This is a genomic window from Kamptonema sp. UHCC 0994 (genome assembly GCF_029167235.1).
Classification (GTDB): domain Bacteria; phylum Cyanobacteriota; class Cyanobacteriia; order Cyanobacteriales; family Microcoleaceae; genus Kamptonema.
On sequence record NZ_JARFTR010000057.1, the window covers coordinates 1 to 14924 of the forward strand.

Annotated in this window: 13 protein-coding genes; 7 read left to right on the forward strand and 6 right to left on the reverse strand. The window is 42.6% G+C overall.

What is annotated here, in order from left to right; genetic code table 11:
* Positions 1-51 precede the first annotated feature (51 nt).
* Positions 52-915: a carbohydrate ABC transporter permease gene (locus PY364_RS05875; protein WP_275521304.1), complete on the forward strand. Its 864-nt coding sequence runs from the start codon at positions 52-54 to the stop codon at positions 913-915.
* 102 nt (positions 916-1017) lie between these two features.
* Positions 1018-2082 (forward strand): ABC transporter ATP-binding protein, encoded by a 1065-nt coding sequence (locus PY364_RS05880; RefSeq protein WP_275521305.1) that lies wholly within the window; start codon positions 1018-1020, stop codon positions 2080-2082.
* 190 nt (positions 2083-2272) lie between these two features.
* Here PY364_RS05880 and PY364_RS05885 read toward each other — a convergent pair whose 3' ends face one another.
* The gene (locus PY364_RS05885) at positions 2273-3889 is read right to left on the reverse strand and encodes a sodium:proton antiporter (protein WP_275521306.1); all 1617 of its coding nucleotides are present in this window, start codon (positions 3887-3889) and stop codon (positions 2273-2275) included.
* 93 nt (positions 3890-3982) lie between these two features.
* Positions 3983-4675: a TrkA family potassium uptake protein gene (locus PY364_RS05890; protein WP_275521307.1), complete on the reverse strand. Its 693-nt coding sequence runs from the start codon at positions 4673-4675 to the stop codon at positions 3983-3985.
* Positions 4676-4807: 132 nt separating this feature from the next.
* Here PY364_RS05890 and PY364_RS05895 point away from each other — a divergent pair, with 132 nt between their 5' ends.
* Positions 4808-5356, forward strand: coding sequence for a DUF3124 domain-containing protein (locus PY364_RS05895; protein WP_275521308.1), 549 nt, complete (start codon positions 4808-4810; stop codon positions 5354-5356).
* A 152-nt stretch (positions 5357-5508) separates the two neighbouring features.
* On the opposite strand, the gene PY364_RS05900 is transcribed toward PY364_RS05895, so the two are convergent.
* The gene (locus PY364_RS05900) at positions 5509-5679 is read right to left on the reverse strand and encodes a hypothetical protein (protein ID WP_275521309.1); all 171 of its coding nucleotides are present in this window, start codon (positions 5677-5679) and stop codon (positions 5509-5511) included.
* Positions 5680-5827: 148 nt separating this feature from the next.
* Here PY364_RS05900 and PY364_RS05905 point away from each other — a divergent pair, with 148 nt between their 5' ends.
* The 4 genes from PY364_RS05905 (at position 5828) to PY364_RS05920 (ending at position 11035) form a co-directional block, all read left to right on the forward strand.
* Positions 5828-6193: a hypothetical protein gene (locus PY364_RS05905; protein WP_275521310.1), complete on the forward strand. Its 366-nt coding sequence runs from the start codon at positions 5828-5830 to the stop codon at positions 6191-6193.
* A gap of 38 nt (positions 6194-6231) precedes the next feature.
* Positions 6232-6435: a hypothetical protein gene (locus PY364_RS05910; RefSeq protein WP_275521311.1), complete on the forward strand. Its 204-nt coding sequence runs from the start codon at positions 6232-6234 to the stop codon at positions 6433-6435.
* 84 nt (positions 6436-6519) lie between these two features.
* Positions 6520-7179, forward strand: coding sequence for a tetratricopeptide repeat protein (locus tag PY364_RS05915; protein WP_275521312.1), 660 nt, complete (start codon positions 6520-6522; stop codon positions 7177-7179).
* Positions 7180-7597: 418 nt separating this feature from the next.
* Complete coding sequence (locus PY364_RS05920) at positions 7598-11035, forward strand: PAS domain S-box protein (protein ID WP_275521314.1); 3438 nt, start codon at positions 7598-7600, stop codon at positions 11033-11035.
* Positions 11036-11080: 45 nt separating this feature from the next.
* On the opposite strand, the gene PY364_RS05925 is transcribed toward PY364_RS05920, so the two are convergent.
* The 3 genes from PY364_RS05925 to PY364_RS05935 form a co-directional block, all read right to left on the reverse strand.
* On the reverse strand, positions 11081-11356 hold the full coding sequence (locus tag PY364_RS05925; RefSeq protein WP_275521315.1) for a hypothetical protein: 276 nt from the start codon (positions 11354-11356) through the stop codon (positions 11081-11083).
* Positions 11357-11653: 297 nt separating this feature from the next.
* Positions 11654-12478 (reverse strand): SDR family NAD(P)-dependent oxidoreductase, encoded by an 825-nt coding sequence (locus PY364_RS05930; RefSeq protein ID WP_275521317.1) that lies wholly within the window; start codon positions 12476-12478, stop codon positions 11654-11656.
* 789 nt (positions 12479-13267) lie between these two features.
* The gene (locus PY364_RS05935; protein ID WP_275521316.1) at positions 13268-14716 is read right to left on the reverse strand and encodes a carotenoid oxygenase family protein; all 1449 of its coding nucleotides are present in this window, start codon (positions 14714-14716) and stop codon (positions 13268-13270) included.
* Positions 14717-14924 lie beyond the last annotated feature (208 nt).

Below are 14924 nucleotides of genomic sequence, written 5' to 3' on the forward strand. Positions count from 1 at the left end.
GGCGGCGTTACGTTTTAAAGAAGTTTCGATTTATCAATTTAACAGTAAAAAATGGCTATTGCAAGACAAAAAACAACTCAAAAAGATTTCAATATTGGCTTGATTATTTTGCCAGTTACTATTTTTTTAGTAGTCGTTTATTTCATGGGGCCGATCCTGTGGCAGGTATTGACTTCTTTCAAGGTTAATGCAGATATTTCTGCTGTTCCTAATGTCTATATTCCCAGACAAATTACCTTCGATCATTACCTTTCTCTGTTCCGCCGTCGCCCTTTCACCCTCTATATTTTAAATAGCGCTTTCGTTTCCATTAGCTCAACATTACTGTGTTTAGCATTTGGTGCTCCCGCAGCTTATGCTTTGGCGCGGTTGCGACTTTGGGGTGAGAAAATTATCCTTGCTAGCGTTATGATTGTGACGCTTTTTCCGGGTGTACTGCTATTTTTGGGGTTGTTGGAAATTGTCAAAGCTTTAAATTTAGGAAATAATTATTTAGCGTTAATTATTCCTTACACTGCTATAAATTTGCCGCTGACTATTTTGGTAATGCGGAGTTTCTTTCAACAGTTGCCTAAAGATTTAGAAGATGCAGCAAAAATTGACGGATATAACACTTTTCAAATGCTGTGGAAAATTATTTTGCCGATAACATTACCAGCGTTAATAACAACAGGAATTCTTACTTTTATCTGTGCCTGGAATGAGTTCATTTTTGCTCTTACTTTTATTACTCGCGAATCTATGAAAACGATTCCTGTCGCAACGGCTCAACTAAGTGGAGCGTCAATGTTTGAAATTCCTTATGGCCCAATTGCGGCCGCTACAGTTTTGGGAACTTTGCCTCTGGTACTTCTAGTTTTGGCATTCCAGCGGCGTATTGTCCAAGGTTTAACTGCTGGTGCAGTTAAAGGATAATTGTTAGTAGTTAGTGGTTAGTTGTTCGTTGTTACCAATTAGCAATTAGCCATTAGCCATTAGCAATTACCAATTACCAATTACCAATTACTAATTACCATCATGGCTAAACTACAACTGATCGACATCAATAAAACTTACAGCCCTAAAATTGTTCCTGTTAAAAACATTAGTTTAGATGTGCAAGAGGGAGAATTTATCACCTTATTAGGGCCGTCTGGATGTGGAAAATCCACAACTCTGCGGTTAATTGCAGGGTTGGAACAACCCACAATGGGTAAGATTATAATTGGCGATCGCAACGTCACTCATCTCAGACCAGGCGATCGCGACATTGCGATGGTATTTCAAAGTTACGCCCTCTACCCGCACATGACAGTCTATGAAAATATGGCTTCTAGTTTAAAACTGCATAAAACTCCCGCCGCTGAAATCAAAAGGCGTGTAGACGAAGTTTCAGCATCACTAGGACTAACAGAATTAATGGATCGCAAACCCAGTAAAATGTCGGGAGGACAGCGACAACGGGTAGCATTAGGTCGGGCGTTAGTGCGCCAACCAGAAGTATTTTTGTTAGATGAACCATTAAGCAATCTTGATGCTTTACTTAGAGAGCACGTCCGCGCAGAATTGAAGCAATTATTTAAAACGCAAAAAGCGCCTGTAGTTTACGTCACCCACGATCAAACTGAAGCGATGACGCTTTCCACAAAAGTTGCAGTTCTCAACAATGGCATTGTGCAGCAACTAGATCCACCGCACCGAATTTATACCCATCCATCAAATCAATTTGTAGCTGGTTTTGTTGGCAGTCCGCAGATGAATTTACTCAAGCTAAAATGTGAAGGTAATGATGCTATTTTGGGTAAGTTTAAAGTGCGTTTACCCCAAATGTTGACAACTCCTCCAGAGATTATTTTAGGTATTCGCCCGGAGCACGTTCGCATTGCTAAATCGGGAGATTTTCAGACAATTGAAGGTCAGGTTTATTTGGTGGAAAATTTGGGAATGCAGAATTTAATTAGCCTCCGAGTAAATGGTGCAGAAGATATAAAAGTGCGGGCGTTGACTCCGCCAGATCAAAAGTTAGATGGGGATACGGTGGCGCTGGCTTTTGCACCTGAGTTAATTCACTGGTTTGATGTAAATAGTGGCGATCGACTATGAACGTAATGAGATATCAGCCGTTAAAAACTGCATAATTTCAACCTTCTCATCACTGGATAACTGTCGTAGTTGAGCCAATAATTCAGGATTTGACATAAAACAACCTTGAATTTATTTTTCCATCTTACCACTACCCTAAAGATTCTACCAAATTCACCAATATCCTGTATATTGCATGGCTAACGAACCATCAATCATCTTCTAATATCAGCAATTGCTGATCGAGTTTTTTCAGCCGCTCATGCACAATTTCTTCCGAAAGAATTCGCTTGCGAATTGCTTCAGTAAGCGCTACTTTCTCCGCCAACAATAAACGCCGTCGAATCCCATCAATTTTCCCAGTCGCGCCACGTTTGGGATCGAATTCATCTGGGCGACGATTGTAGATTTCCCGCAGTAATTTTTCCGCTCCTGCTACTCGTACCTGATAACCTGAACGCATCTCTTCATAGACGGCTTTTGGTAACACTCCTGACTTCAACAAACTGTCTAATTCATCCTGTGCTGCTTTAGATGTAATTAACTGAGCTTGTAATTCTTCTATCTGCTGCTTCGCCTCTGAAAATTTAGATAAATTTAAGCGTTTTACAACCCAAGGTAAGCTCGATCCTTGACCAACTAATGACACCAAAACACACCCGTAAATTAAAGCGATTAGACCTTCACGACCTGGTAATGTGGTAGGTAAACTTAAGGCTAAAGCCATTGATAATGAGCCTTTGATATTACCTAAAAAAAGTAAATGTTGCCAGCGTAAAGGAATTGGACGATCTATCCAACGAATTCCTGCCAAAAGCGGGTACACTGAAAGAATTCGACCAGCTTGAAAAGCCAAAATAGCAATTAAAACCGCAGGTAAAGCGTTCAAGAGTGTAATTAGGTTTATCTCTACACCAATTAGTAGAAAAATAAAAGTATTAACACTAAAACTGGCATATTCCCAGAAACTTAATAAGGTAATACGGGCAGAAGCAGAAGCGGTTCGAGAAAGTCCAAGATTTCCAAAAATTAATCCAGCTACAACTACAGCCACAGCACCCGATACACCTATATATTGCCCTACCTGAAAAGTTCCTAATGCAACTGCAACTGTCAATAAAAGACTACTGAGGGGATCGTCTAAACGTTCAAATACAGGTATGCTTAAATAGCCCAGAATTAACCCGACAACGATTCCTCCCAAAGAGATAAATAGGAGGTCTTGGACTCCCTCGAAAAAGGTCAGGGAGCCAGTTGAATATACTTTCAAAATCAGGTTGAATAAAACTAAACCTGTGGCATCGTTGAATAAGGTTTCTCCTTCAACAATGGTAGAAAGCCGCGAGGGTACAGGTATATTTTTAAAGACGGCAATCATTGAAACTGTATCGGTGTTTGCTAGAACTACTCCTAGAAGTAAAGCGGGTATCCAAGTTAGTCCCAGGCTAAATTTTAAGATGATCCCAATAATAGCAGAGGCAAGTACGCTTCCAGGCCCAGCTAAGAGAGCAATTGGTTTAAATGTGCTGCGAAGACGACTGATATCTGTATTAATGCCAGCTTCAAAGATTAAAATTGGGAGGAAAAGATTCAAAACTAGGGACGGATCTAGTCCAGTATGACTGGGTAATAAATCTGTCACCGCGAAGCCGGCTAATACTAAACCGGTGACGTAGGGAATACGAAACCGCCGCGTTATTAGGGCAACGCCGGTGGCACCTAAGAGTAAAACGATCAGAATTATGACTAATTCCGCAACGGTTTCTTGACTGTGATTAACTGGGGGATTAAGGTTTGTTAGGATTAATTGACCTAAAGACCACTGCATTATTTGTATCACTTAAAACGATCTCCAAACGTTTAGTCAGTTTATAAATTAGGCTTTTTAAGCTTTTTTCCTTCTTCCATAAGTCCTGTTTGATTAATCTTTGTCAATGGATTCCAAAATTCCTAGAAATTTGAGCATCTGGCGAACTAACCCTGGTTTAGTAACAACTAGGATGGTTGATTCTTGTTCTAAGATAGTTTGACCATTAGGAATCATTAGAGGTTCGTGGGGATGAGGTTGATAGCCAATAATTAAAGATCCTGCGGGAAAACGTGGATCTTGGGCGATTTCGGCAACTGTCTTAGCTGCTGCGTAACAATTGCCGGGAATGGAGAGTTTCAAGACTTCGATTTGCCCTTGTTCAAAGTGCATCATTGATTCAATTTCGGGATATTCTATTGCGTTTGCCATTGATGCTACAGCTAGATCGATTGTACTGATAACGTGGTTTGCCCCGGCAATTCGATAGGGTTCTGCGAAATCAGAATCGATGATGCGGGTGACGATATGGGGAACTTTGTAGTGCTTGGCAAGGGTGACTAGGGCTAAGTTTAAGGCATCGCTGCTGAGGGTGGCAACTACTGAGCCGGCTCTGCGAATCCCTGCTTCAATTAGCACTGTGGTGCTGACGGCGCTGCCTTCAAAGGCCATGACTCCTACTTTCTCGCGGGCATATTGGCAGACGGAGGAGTTGATATCAACTATTGCGACTGTATGCCCCATTTCTAATAACTGTTGTGCTAAACGCAGTCCTAAAATTCCCGCACCGCCTACTAAAACGTACATATTTAGCCTCTTAGAGAATAATTCTTAATGGTAAATCAGATATGCTCTCTTGGGAATTAGGATACAATATTTGAAGGCTGTAGTTAAAATTTGCACGGGCAGCGATCGCGTTTGGGTATCTCCAGAATTTCTATGAAGATAATATCTTTGATATTTCTGCTTTTTACACTATTTATTGTTGGCTGTAGTTCGCTTGAATTGCCGCAGGGCGATCGGCTGAGGGGAAAAAATATTAACAATATTGAGCAAGTTAGTTTAAAAAAAGTTGTTTTAGATCGAAATTTTAAGGGGAAAATGGGGCAAACGATATATGTACCTATTTATTCTCATATTTATTATGAAAATTCAGATAAAAGTTTGGATCTGGCGGCAACTTTGAGTATTCGTAATACAGATTTAACTAATCCTATGATCGTTACTTCAGTGCGGTATTATGATAGCACTGGTAATTTGTTAAAAGAATATTTAGACCAGCCAGTGGAATTAAATCGCCTAGCTTCAATAGATTTTGTTGTTAACAGAACAGATAGGAATGGAGGGGTGGGAGCTAATTTTATTGTTGAGTGGTTGAGCGTAACAACTGTTTCTGAGCCGATAGTTGAGGCGGTGATGATTAGTGCTGTAGGAAATCAAAGTATTTCTTTTATTAGTCGCGGGAAATTGATTAAGAATTATCCTTAAATTGCTAATTGCTAATTGCTAATTGCTAATTGGTAATGGGTAATTGGTAATGGGTAATTGCTAATAGCTAATGGCTAATGGCTAATGGCTAATTAAGAGCAGTACCTACCTAATTGAAAACTGGTATGGGAATCAGGAGGATTTAGTTATTGCTATAAAATTTGCAAAGGCGATCGCAACTGGAAGCCGAAAGTCAAGATTTTTGAAACTGGGACTCCAAATATAGCATAAAACAAAGATTTTGGTAAGAGGGGTTGTGCCATTTGTGATTGCGATCGCATTGAGTGGTAGCGACAGTCACTTGGGTAAAATGTCAAAATCACCGCTATGCAAGCTTTTCAACAGTTGACAAATATTATAGTTCGTGTACTTAGCGTGGTTAGGCTACAAAACTGTCAACTGTGGGCTAACCAACCGGATAAAAGTAGTTTTGAGTAGTAGAAAGTAAACATTCATCTTTTGGAGGCGCTGATGTACTACTTACTCATCAATAACCAGAATCAAGAACTCAAAGAGCTATTTCCCGAAGGGATTCCTAGCTTTGGCGCGACTCCTGACGACTTCATTGAGATTTATGACGAGCTGAGCTATGAGCTAATTGATGTACAACCGGCATTTCGAGTGAATGTGAAAGGGTTGACAACTCAGCAGGAGTTAAGATTATTTAATCTGTATGCTGCAAATGCGGATGACCCCCAGATGATCGTTGATTCCTTCCAGTTGTTAGAGCATGGCTGGGTGACGATTCCTGTGGAAGAAGTGGAATCCGTGCTATGGCGGGAAGGAGAGAGAGTTTTTGCTTTTGGCGGCGACTTGAGTGCTGCGATCGCCAATTAAGGCGAACTGAGTGTATATTTTCTTACCTCCTGAGAGCGATGAAACCTGAAGAATTGCTTAAAAAAGTCTTTGACAAAACCCTGGCTTGGGTTTCAGAGAGTTCGATCCCATCTAGAGCAGCGATCGCTAATTTAGCGTCTGTATCGCAGACCTCATCTGTAGTTGTGACTGCGATCGCACAAATCAGCAACAGCTCATCACTTAGTTTAAATCGATGCCGTCACCTACTAGCCTCCAAATAATCACGTTCCTCCGAGTGCGGCTATCACTTCTGCTTCTCGAAAAAGGGGAGATGATAAGACTATCGAGTTAAACGCCTTTGTCTTATGTCTACTGTCCCCATCCTTCCTAGCACCCTAACTGTCACAGCTCTTTTCAACTCCATCAATATTTTCGGTCTTATTTTTGTCAAGCGTAAAAAATTGCCCGCTCAAAAGACTCAATCCCAAACAGCTTTAACTTCTAATAAAAGTGCCAGAAGCTTTTATCTTCAGGGTGTGAAAAAACTTGCAGAACAAGACTTTTGCTCGGCAATAGAAAATTTTAACTTGGCTCTCAATATTAATCCCGATTCTGCTTCAGCCTACAACGATCGAGGCGTAGCTCGCTACAATTTGGGTGATAAACACTCCGCTTTACAAGATTTAAATACAGCGATTCAGCTCAATCCCAAAAATGCTAAATTTTACAGCAATCGGGGATTTATTCGCAGCCGCATGGGAGACGAAGCTGGAGCTATAATTGATTATAATTTAGCGACAACAATCAATCCTAAATGTGCTAAATCCCATTTCAATCGGGGAATTATTCACTACAATTCTGGGAACTCAAAGGAAGCACTAGCCGACTTTAACTCTGCGATCAAGCTAAATCCAAATCAAGCTCAAGCTTACTACAACAGAGCTGTTACTCTTTCTAATTTAGGAGATAGTAACGGTGCTATCCAAGACTTAATGAAATCAGCTCAATGTCGAGGTAATAGTTAACTATTGCTCTCCCGTAAAAGACAAAAGAATGTGGAAAATTATACTTCTATTGGCAAATATTAATTCCCCTCAACTTCATATTGATTTTACCCATTCCCAGCCCCCGATACAAAATCTTAAAGACTGTGCTACCGTATACCGTAAATAAGTCTCACGTTCAGATTTTAATTCTCTGATGGCAAAGCTAGAGTTCGCAAGGCTATTTCCAGACTCCAAGTTCTGTTAAAGCAATTGTTAATGCTTAAATTTCAATTGTTTGACACAGAAACCCGATGCTAAGCAATAATGAGATCGGGAATTACGCACGAGATACTAAAAACCTAGGTTTGAGATTGCTGCGCGACCCTCGCAATGACAGAATTACTGTGTCCCTACGTAAGTCCTAGTGATATAGAAGCAGGTAGGTATTGGTAAACAAATGTTCTTGAAAGGTCTAACCAGTCGGATTTCTTCTAAATCGCTCAAGGTGCCGCTGCGTCTTGTGTTATTAGTCCCCCTAGTGCTGCAAATCTCCGCAGCAGTGGGGTTGACGGGATGGCTGTCTTTTCGCAACGGACAGAAGGCAGTTAATGATTTAGCTGCCAATTTGAGTTTAGAAGTTACTGGTCGCACTCAAGAGCATTTCCAAAGCTTTGCAGACGCATCTCACTTATTTCTGGAATTGAACACGGCGGCGATTCGAGCCGGAAATTTAGATATAGAAAATTTTCCCAACTTAGAACGCTATTTTTGGCATCAAACCCAAGTGAGCGATCGCGTGACCACGATCTATTATGGTAGTGTTTCCGGCGATTTTCTACTGGTTAAGAGAGAAAATCCTCCTCTTGTTTATATTAAAGACAAGTCTACAGATTTTGCCAGGAAAATTTACCGCCTCGATAGTCAGGGAAATCGGGTTGAATTGGTGAAAACAGACAGTTACGACCCTCGGACTCGGCCTTGGTACAAAGCTGCCGTGCGATCGCGCCAATCTACGTGGTCTCCTATCTATCAATTTACCGCGATGCCTGTTCTGGGGATCACGCCAGCTACTCCAATTTACAATGAAAATGGTCAATTGCAAGGTGTGCTGGCAATCGACTTAACTTTGGAACAAATCAGCGACTTTCTCAGAAGCTTAAAAATTGGTAAATCTGGACAGGCTTTTATTATTGAGCGTAGTGGCGATATTGTTGCTAGTTCGACAGCGGAGTTGCCTTTTGTTAAGACTGCTGGGGGACAAAAACGTTTAAAGGCAACTAGCAGTAATAACCTTTTGATTCGTTCGGCGGCGGAGTCTTTGTCTCGACAATTTGGCAATTTAGACCAGATTCAGGAACCAATTCACATAACATTTAATGTTAACTCTCGCAATCAATTTTTGACTGTGGCTCCCCTGGCTGATGGTAAAGGAATTGATTGGCTGATCGTTGTGGCAATTCCCGAAGCGGATTTTATGGATGGCATCAATGCTAATAACCGTACTACTTTTTTACTGTGTCTAGCAGCTTTGGTGGTGGCGATCGTGCTTTCAATTTACACCTCCCGCTGGATTACTAACCCGATTCGGCGCTTGAGTGCAGCCACAAAAGCAATGGCACAGGGAGAATTAGACCAAGAAGTTGAGGTACAAAGTGCTGAAGAATTGGGAACATTGGCTGAGTCTTTTAACCTCATGGCTAAACAGTTACGCTCATCATTTGCCGCAATGGAAGCGACTAATTTTGATCTAGAACAGCGAGTTGTAGAGCGTACAGCTAAACTCCAATCTGCGGAAGCAGAATTGCGGGCGCTATTTGCAGGAATGAACGAATTAATTCTAGTTTTGGACAGAGAAGGTCGCTATTTAAAAATCGCGCCGACAAATCAAGCGCTGACGTACAAACCGATGGAAGATTTAGTTGGTAAAACGATTGGTGAAGTTTTTCCACAAGAACTGGCTAATATTTTTGTTAGCTATATTCAAAATAGTTTAAATTCTCAGCAGACTGTCAATGTTGAGTACAACTTGATGATAGGCGATCGCGAAGTCTGGTTTGCGGCTAGTATTTCACCGCTTTCAGAGGAGTCAGTGATTTGGGTAGCTCGCGATATTAGCGATCGCAAACTCGCAGAATCAGCACAAGAATATACAGAAAAACAGTTGCTCCGGCAAAACTCGGCCTTGTTAGAACTAGCACGAAATAAGGCGCTGTATCGGGGAGATTTGAATACTGCTCTTCAAGAAATTACTCAAACAGTTGCCAACACTCTCGAACTCGAACTGGTAAGCGTGTGGCTGTACATTGAAAGCCGATCGCACATTGAATGTTTTGACTCATTTGAGCGCAGCAGTGGCTTACATCAGTCCGGTACTCAACTAGCAGCAGCGGATAATCCTGCATATTTTCAAGCTTTGGAAGAAGACCGCACTATTGCAGCGAATGATTCCCGTAGCGATCGCAGAACTAAGAATTTTTCTGAGTCTTACTTTGTGGTTGCGGGCACCGTTTCTACCCTCGATGCGCCGATTCGAGTCGGTGGTTTGGTGGTGGGAGTTATTTGTTTAGAACAGGTGGAAAAAACCCGATACTGGACGCAGGAAGAGCAAAATTTTGCTGCTTCTGTTGCCGATTTGGTGTCTTTGGCGATCGAAGCTAGCGATCGCCTGCGTGCCGAAACAGCTCTTCGCAGCGCTGAAGAAAAATATCGCAGTATTTTTGAGAATACAGCCGAAGGGCTGTTTCAGACAAGTATAGAAGGGCGCTTTCTGAGCGCAAATCCTGCTTTGGCAAGGATTTACGGTTATTCCTCGCCAGAAGAACTGCGGGTGAGGGTGACTGACATCAAAACCCAAGTTTATGTCGATCCCAACCGCCGGGATGAACTGATCCGCTTAACAGCTCAAAGCGTTACAATCTCAGGGTTTGAGTCTCAAGTTTACCGCGCTGACGGCAGTTTAATCTGGATTTCGGAGAATATGCGATCGGTGGTAGATCGAGATGGGAATGTGCTTTATTACGAAGGTAGTATTGAGGATATTAGCGATCGCAAACAGTTTGAGTCAGTTTTGCAGTTAGCAAAAGAAGCAGCAGAAGCGGCTTCGATGGCAAAGAGTTCTTTTCTTGCCAATATGAGCCACGAACTACGAACGCCGCTAAATGCAATCATCGGTTACAGCGAAATACTTCAAGAGGAAACGACAGATTTAGGCTACCAAGAACTTACCCCCGATCTTAATAAGATTCATATTTCTGGTAAACATCTACTCTCGCTAATCAATGACATTCTTGATATTTCTAAAATTGAAGCCGGTCGCATGGATCTTTACTTAGAAACTTTCAATGTCGAAGATTTAATTGATGATGTTGCCGCTACTGCCAGACCGCTAGTTGAAAAAAACAGAAATATTTTAGAGGTAAAAAAAGCGATTGATATCGACACAATGCACGCTGATATTACTAAGGTACGCCAAATTTTATTAAACCTATTAAGCAACGCTGCCAAGTTTACTCACAACGGCAAGATTACTCTGGCAGTGAGTAGAGAAATGGCGAATATTAAATGCGAAGAAAGTACAAAAAAAGCAGAATTAATAACAGATAATGAATCTAATATTGTTAATAATTCCTATTCATCCACAATCCCTAATGTTGAATGTTTAATTTTTAATTGCACTGACACTGGTATCGGTATGACTTCTGAGCAATTGCAGCAGATTTTCCAGCCTTTTACTCAAGGAGATGTTTCTACTACTCGTAAGTACGGCGGCACTGGTTTGGGACTGGCAATTAGCCACTGCTTTTGTCAGATGATGGGAGGTGAAATTACGGTAATAAGTCAGATTGGTATCGGCTCTACTTTTAGTATCAAGTTGCCTGCTAATGTTAATTGCTAATTGCTAATTGCTAATTGCTAATTGCTAATTGCTAATTGCTAACAGTTAAGTCTGCGATCGCTTAATTGCCGCACAGACTCCCAGGCATACTGCCAAAGTTAGGGGATCGGGATCTTCTTTTCGCAATTGCTCAATCTCAGCACTATGGGCACCCCCAGACTCCATAAAATCCAGTAACCATTTGGCAGCCGCCGGACTATCAATCCATTTTGCCCCAAGACACACAGGACAAATTTCCTGATTTACAGAACCGGTACCACCGCACTCTGGACATTGCCAGTTCGCTGTTTCAGGAGCAGGGGCAAGAGGTATATTGCTCATATAGGAGAATGTGCGATCGCTGAACAATCTATGTTTTTGCTGACAAAAACAATTGTAATTTTATACTATACAGGAATTACGCATACTAACGCAATTCTGTCATTGCGACCGCAGGGAAGCCGAAGTTGCGAGGGTACGAAGCAAACCCAAACCCTCAATTTTTGGTATTTCGTCCGTAATTCCTGCTATAGTAAAAACTTTGAAGATGGGTAGAGCTTACGCTCCACCCATCCTACTAACGAGTTATTTGTTAACAGTTAACAGTTAACAGTTAACAGTTAACAGTTAACAATTACATTATCGCGATCCAGCTAAAGCCTCACGCAATTTTTGGCGGGGATTTGGTTGAGTTTGCAACTGTGGAGTCGCCATTTTCAAAACCAACTCCATCAACCAAGGGGCAATGCGGTGACACCATACGGCTAAATGGCTTTGCCATCCGACTAAGATTTCTGGGGAATCTTTCTGTAGTCCGACAATCAGTGCTTGGGCAACTGTTTTGGCAGTCATCGGCACTACCCACCGAAATTGATGAAAGTCTCGCACCATGTCGGTATCTGTCAGAGAAGGCAGTAAAGCTGTCACTTTAATGTTGTAAGGTGCTAACTCGCTGCGTAAAGCTTGAGTAAATCCCAAAATTGCAAATTTCGTAGCAGAATAAGTTGCCATTGTAGGAGCGGCAAATTTACCCATCAAGCTAGAAACATTAACAATTGTTCCCTCTTTTTGTGCTGCCATTCGCCGAGCTATGAGGCTCGTTATGGTGTAAGTACCCATTAAATTCAAGGCTAATTCTTCCTGAATTAATGGCATGGGGGAGCGTAAAAAAGATGCTTGGTGTGCGACTCCTGCACAGTTGACTAAGAGGTGAATGGGGCCGCGATCGCGCCAAGCTTGCGCTATGGAAATATTCACGGCGGCTGAATCTGTTAAATCTATCGCCAAAGGCACTACTTCCACGCCCAAAACTTCGATTTCGGCAGCTACTTTGGCTAATTGCTGGCGGTTTCTCGCTACTAACAACAGCCGTTTGAATCCTTGTTTGGCTAATTCGATGGCGATCGCACGGCCAATTCCGCGCGAAGCACCTGTAATCAGGGCTGTTTTTCCTTGAAATTTCATCATTTAATTCTCCTTTTTTGTCTCACCGCGTAGTTAGCCAATGCCAGATTTCTTGATGGTGTTGATAGAGAATTCTCGGCATCTGGTGAGATGAACTTGTCAGATTGTGTCGAGTAGGATTAGTAGAAGGAAATAATTAAGCGTACAAGACTGATAACTGAAAAGCAGGTGACAGCAGTATTTTCCTTCTGCTCTCAGAATAACGGTCTTCTACCTTCTACTTATTAATCCTGATAGCGTTGTGAATTTGATTTAATCATGGTTGCAGATTCGCACTAATCTCTGAAACCAACCTCATGCAAGTAGACTCTCCTGAGATTTCAAATCCTAGATTACCGATTCAGTAAGTAAGTGTTAGTTAGTCTCCATTTCGTGTATCCCACTACTGAATTGATGTTCTAAGAAAGAATCAATCAATCCGTGTGAAGTGTTGGGCAATGTAGGGCATGAATGGTACACCTCCTAGATTCAGAGTTACCGCAATTTGGGCTATATGCACACCTTAACAAGGGGATCAAGAAGTTGCAACAATTTTTAATAAATTTCGCGTTACATTTCTTTACAATCTTTTCAGACTTACACAAAATCCCAGTACGGCCGCCATCTTGGCGGTTCTTTTATAGCAGTTACCAAGGCGATTAGGACGTTCTGAGTTCCACCAAACTCGCTGATTCTATTCCCTTCTTCCCCTTCTTCCCCTAGCCCCTAGCCCCTAGCCCCTAGCCCCTAACCGCCTTGGCGGTTCTTTTACCACCAAAATGTCCGCTGTAGTGCGATTTTGCGTAAATCCTAAGATTGCGCGGATTTCCAAGTCCCGTGAAAGCCCATAGGCACAACGCTGGGCAATGCCAATCTACAAACTGGTTCGCCTGCAATGCCTTCACTGTCAAAGATCCAGACTTCGCTGCTGTCTGAATTGCCATCGTAGACGAGAGTTAAAATCCAACCGCGATCTGGATTGAGAATATCTGGGGCGTAGATGGGCTCGCTAGGATAACGATTTTCGCCGAAGTCAGCGCAAGTGAGAGTGCCAGTTTGAGAGTCAAAACGAGCGATCGCGCCGAACATTTCTTGACTAATATCCACGCCTTCCCGTTGTACCGCTAGATAAGTGTAGCGGGACATTTGACCAACTTCCGACGGGGACACAATCGGAAACTCGCAATGTCGGTTCAAAACTTCCTCCGCCTGCTGCACTTTGGCAGTTTGTGGTTCCAGGCGTACTTGCCAAAGAGTAGCTTTAGCAAAAGTTTTAGTTTGTCCGCTGGCGACTTCCTTAAGATATTGGTTGGTTACAAAGTCGGGATAACGGGCAAAATCGATGATTATTGATCCCGTTGAGTCTACCCAACCGTTAGCGAAATGCCATTGAAAGCAAGGATCGGTTTCACCGCGACTTACCAGAGACAGAGTTTCGCGATCGAACACTAAAATTTGTGTACCTAACTGGGGTTTCCACTCAAAGGATTCGCTGTAACTGCTTAATCCAGCCAACAGTGGCCAGGGATTGAGGCGCAGGGGTGAGACGAAAAACACTAAATAAGGCCCAGCCATGACAAAATCGTGGATCGCCGGAATGCCATCTAGGAGAAAAGTTGTTTTTTGGAGGATTTTGCCCGTAGGGTCGCTTTTATAAAGATTTAGCTTACCCTTGACACCAGCGGTGATACCAAAGTTAAAAATATAGCCAGTATGGGGATCTCGTTTGCAATGGGCAGAATAGGGCAGCCCATCATCAAGGCCGCCAAGATTTTCCAGTCCCCTAGTTTCCAAGGTTTCGAGGTCAAGGGCGTGAGGTTTGTCGCCTTCCCACAAAGCTAAGAGTTTATCTGGAAGGGCGAGTACAGAGGTGTTAGCGGCATTTTTGACTGGTTTGCCCCATCGTTGCCACAGCGGGCCGGGTGCAGTCATCCCGTAGTTGCTGTAAAGAAATTTGCCGGCTGCTGTTTCGGCTTGATATCCGGTAGTTTGGACGTAACGGTAGACTGCGGTTGGGGGGTAATCGCGAAAATGTACAGCCAGAATTGCCCCGTCACCATCAAACCAATGTCCTACGCGATCGCCCCCCCGTTCCAATCTGCCAGGGCCATTACGATACAAAGTACCGCGCAATCCTTCTGGGATTTTACCGCTGAGGACTTGTAATTGAGTCGAGGGAAACTCTGTTGCGGGATTGATAATAGCTTTTGCCCAGGCTTTTTTTGTTAACACTTGATTGTTTGTTTTTAATGTAGACATTGTTTGGTAATTGGTAATGGATAATCGGTAATTGGTGATTGAGGACTTACGCACGTCCAGGTCAGAAACCGGGTTTCTTTGTAGATATAGCAACCGCCAGGACGGTTAGGAAAACTTTATTTGTTGAACGTAACGCCGCCTTCTAGGCGGTGCCCTAACCGCCTAGAAGGCGGCGTTACGGATATCTGTCCTAACTGACGAAAGCGGT

Excerpts from the sequence above, each read along its gene's own strand:
- PY364_RS05875 (WP_275521304.1), top strand. The coding sequence starts at position 52 with ATGGCTATTGCAAGACAAAAAACAACTCAAAAAGATTTCAATATTGGC.
- PY364_RS05880 (WP_275521305.1), top strand. The coding sequence starts at position 1,018 with ATGGCTAAACTACAACTGATCGACATCAATAAAACTTACAGCCCTAAA.
- PY364_RS05885 (WP_275521306.1), bottom strand. The coding sequence starts at position 3,889 with ATGCAGTGGTCTTTAGGTCAATTAATCCTAACAAACCTTAATCCCCCA.
- PY364_RS05890 (WP_275521307.1), bottom strand. The coding sequence starts at position 4,675 with ATGTACGTTTTAGTAGGCGGTGCGGGAATTTTAGGACTGCGTTTAGCA.
- PY364_RS05895 (WP_275521308.1), top strand. The coding sequence starts at position 4,808 with ATGAAGATAATATCTTTGATATTTCTGCTTTTTACACTATTTATTGTT.
- PY364_RS05905 (WP_275521310.1), top strand. The coding sequence starts at position 5,828 with ATGTACTACTTACTCATCAATAACCAGAATCAAGAACTCAAAGAGCTA.
- PY364_RS05910 (WP_275521311.1), top strand. The coding sequence starts at position 6,232 with ATGAAACCTGAAGAATTGCTTAAAAAAGTCTTTGACAAAACCCTGGCT.
- PY364_RS05915 (WP_275521312.1), top strand. The coding sequence starts at position 6,520 with ATGTCTACTGTCCCCATCCTTCCTAGCACCCTAACTGTCACAGCTCTT.
- PY364_RS05920 (WP_275521314.1), top strand. The coding sequence starts at position 7,598 with ATGTTCTTGAAAGGTCTAACCAGTCGGATTTCTTCTAAATCGCTCAAG.
- PY364_RS05925 (WP_275521315.1), bottom strand. The coding sequence starts at position 11,356 with ATGAGCAATATACCTCTTGCCCCTGCTCCTGAAACAGCGAACTGGCAA.
- PY364_RS05930 (WP_275521317.1), bottom strand. The coding sequence starts at position 12,478 with ATGAAATTTCAAGGAAAAACAGCCCTGATTACAGGTGCTTCGCGCGGA.
- PY364_RS05935 (WP_275521316.1), bottom strand. The coding sequence starts at position 14,716 with ATGTCTACATTAAAAACAAACAATCAAGTGTTAACAAAAAAAGCCTGG.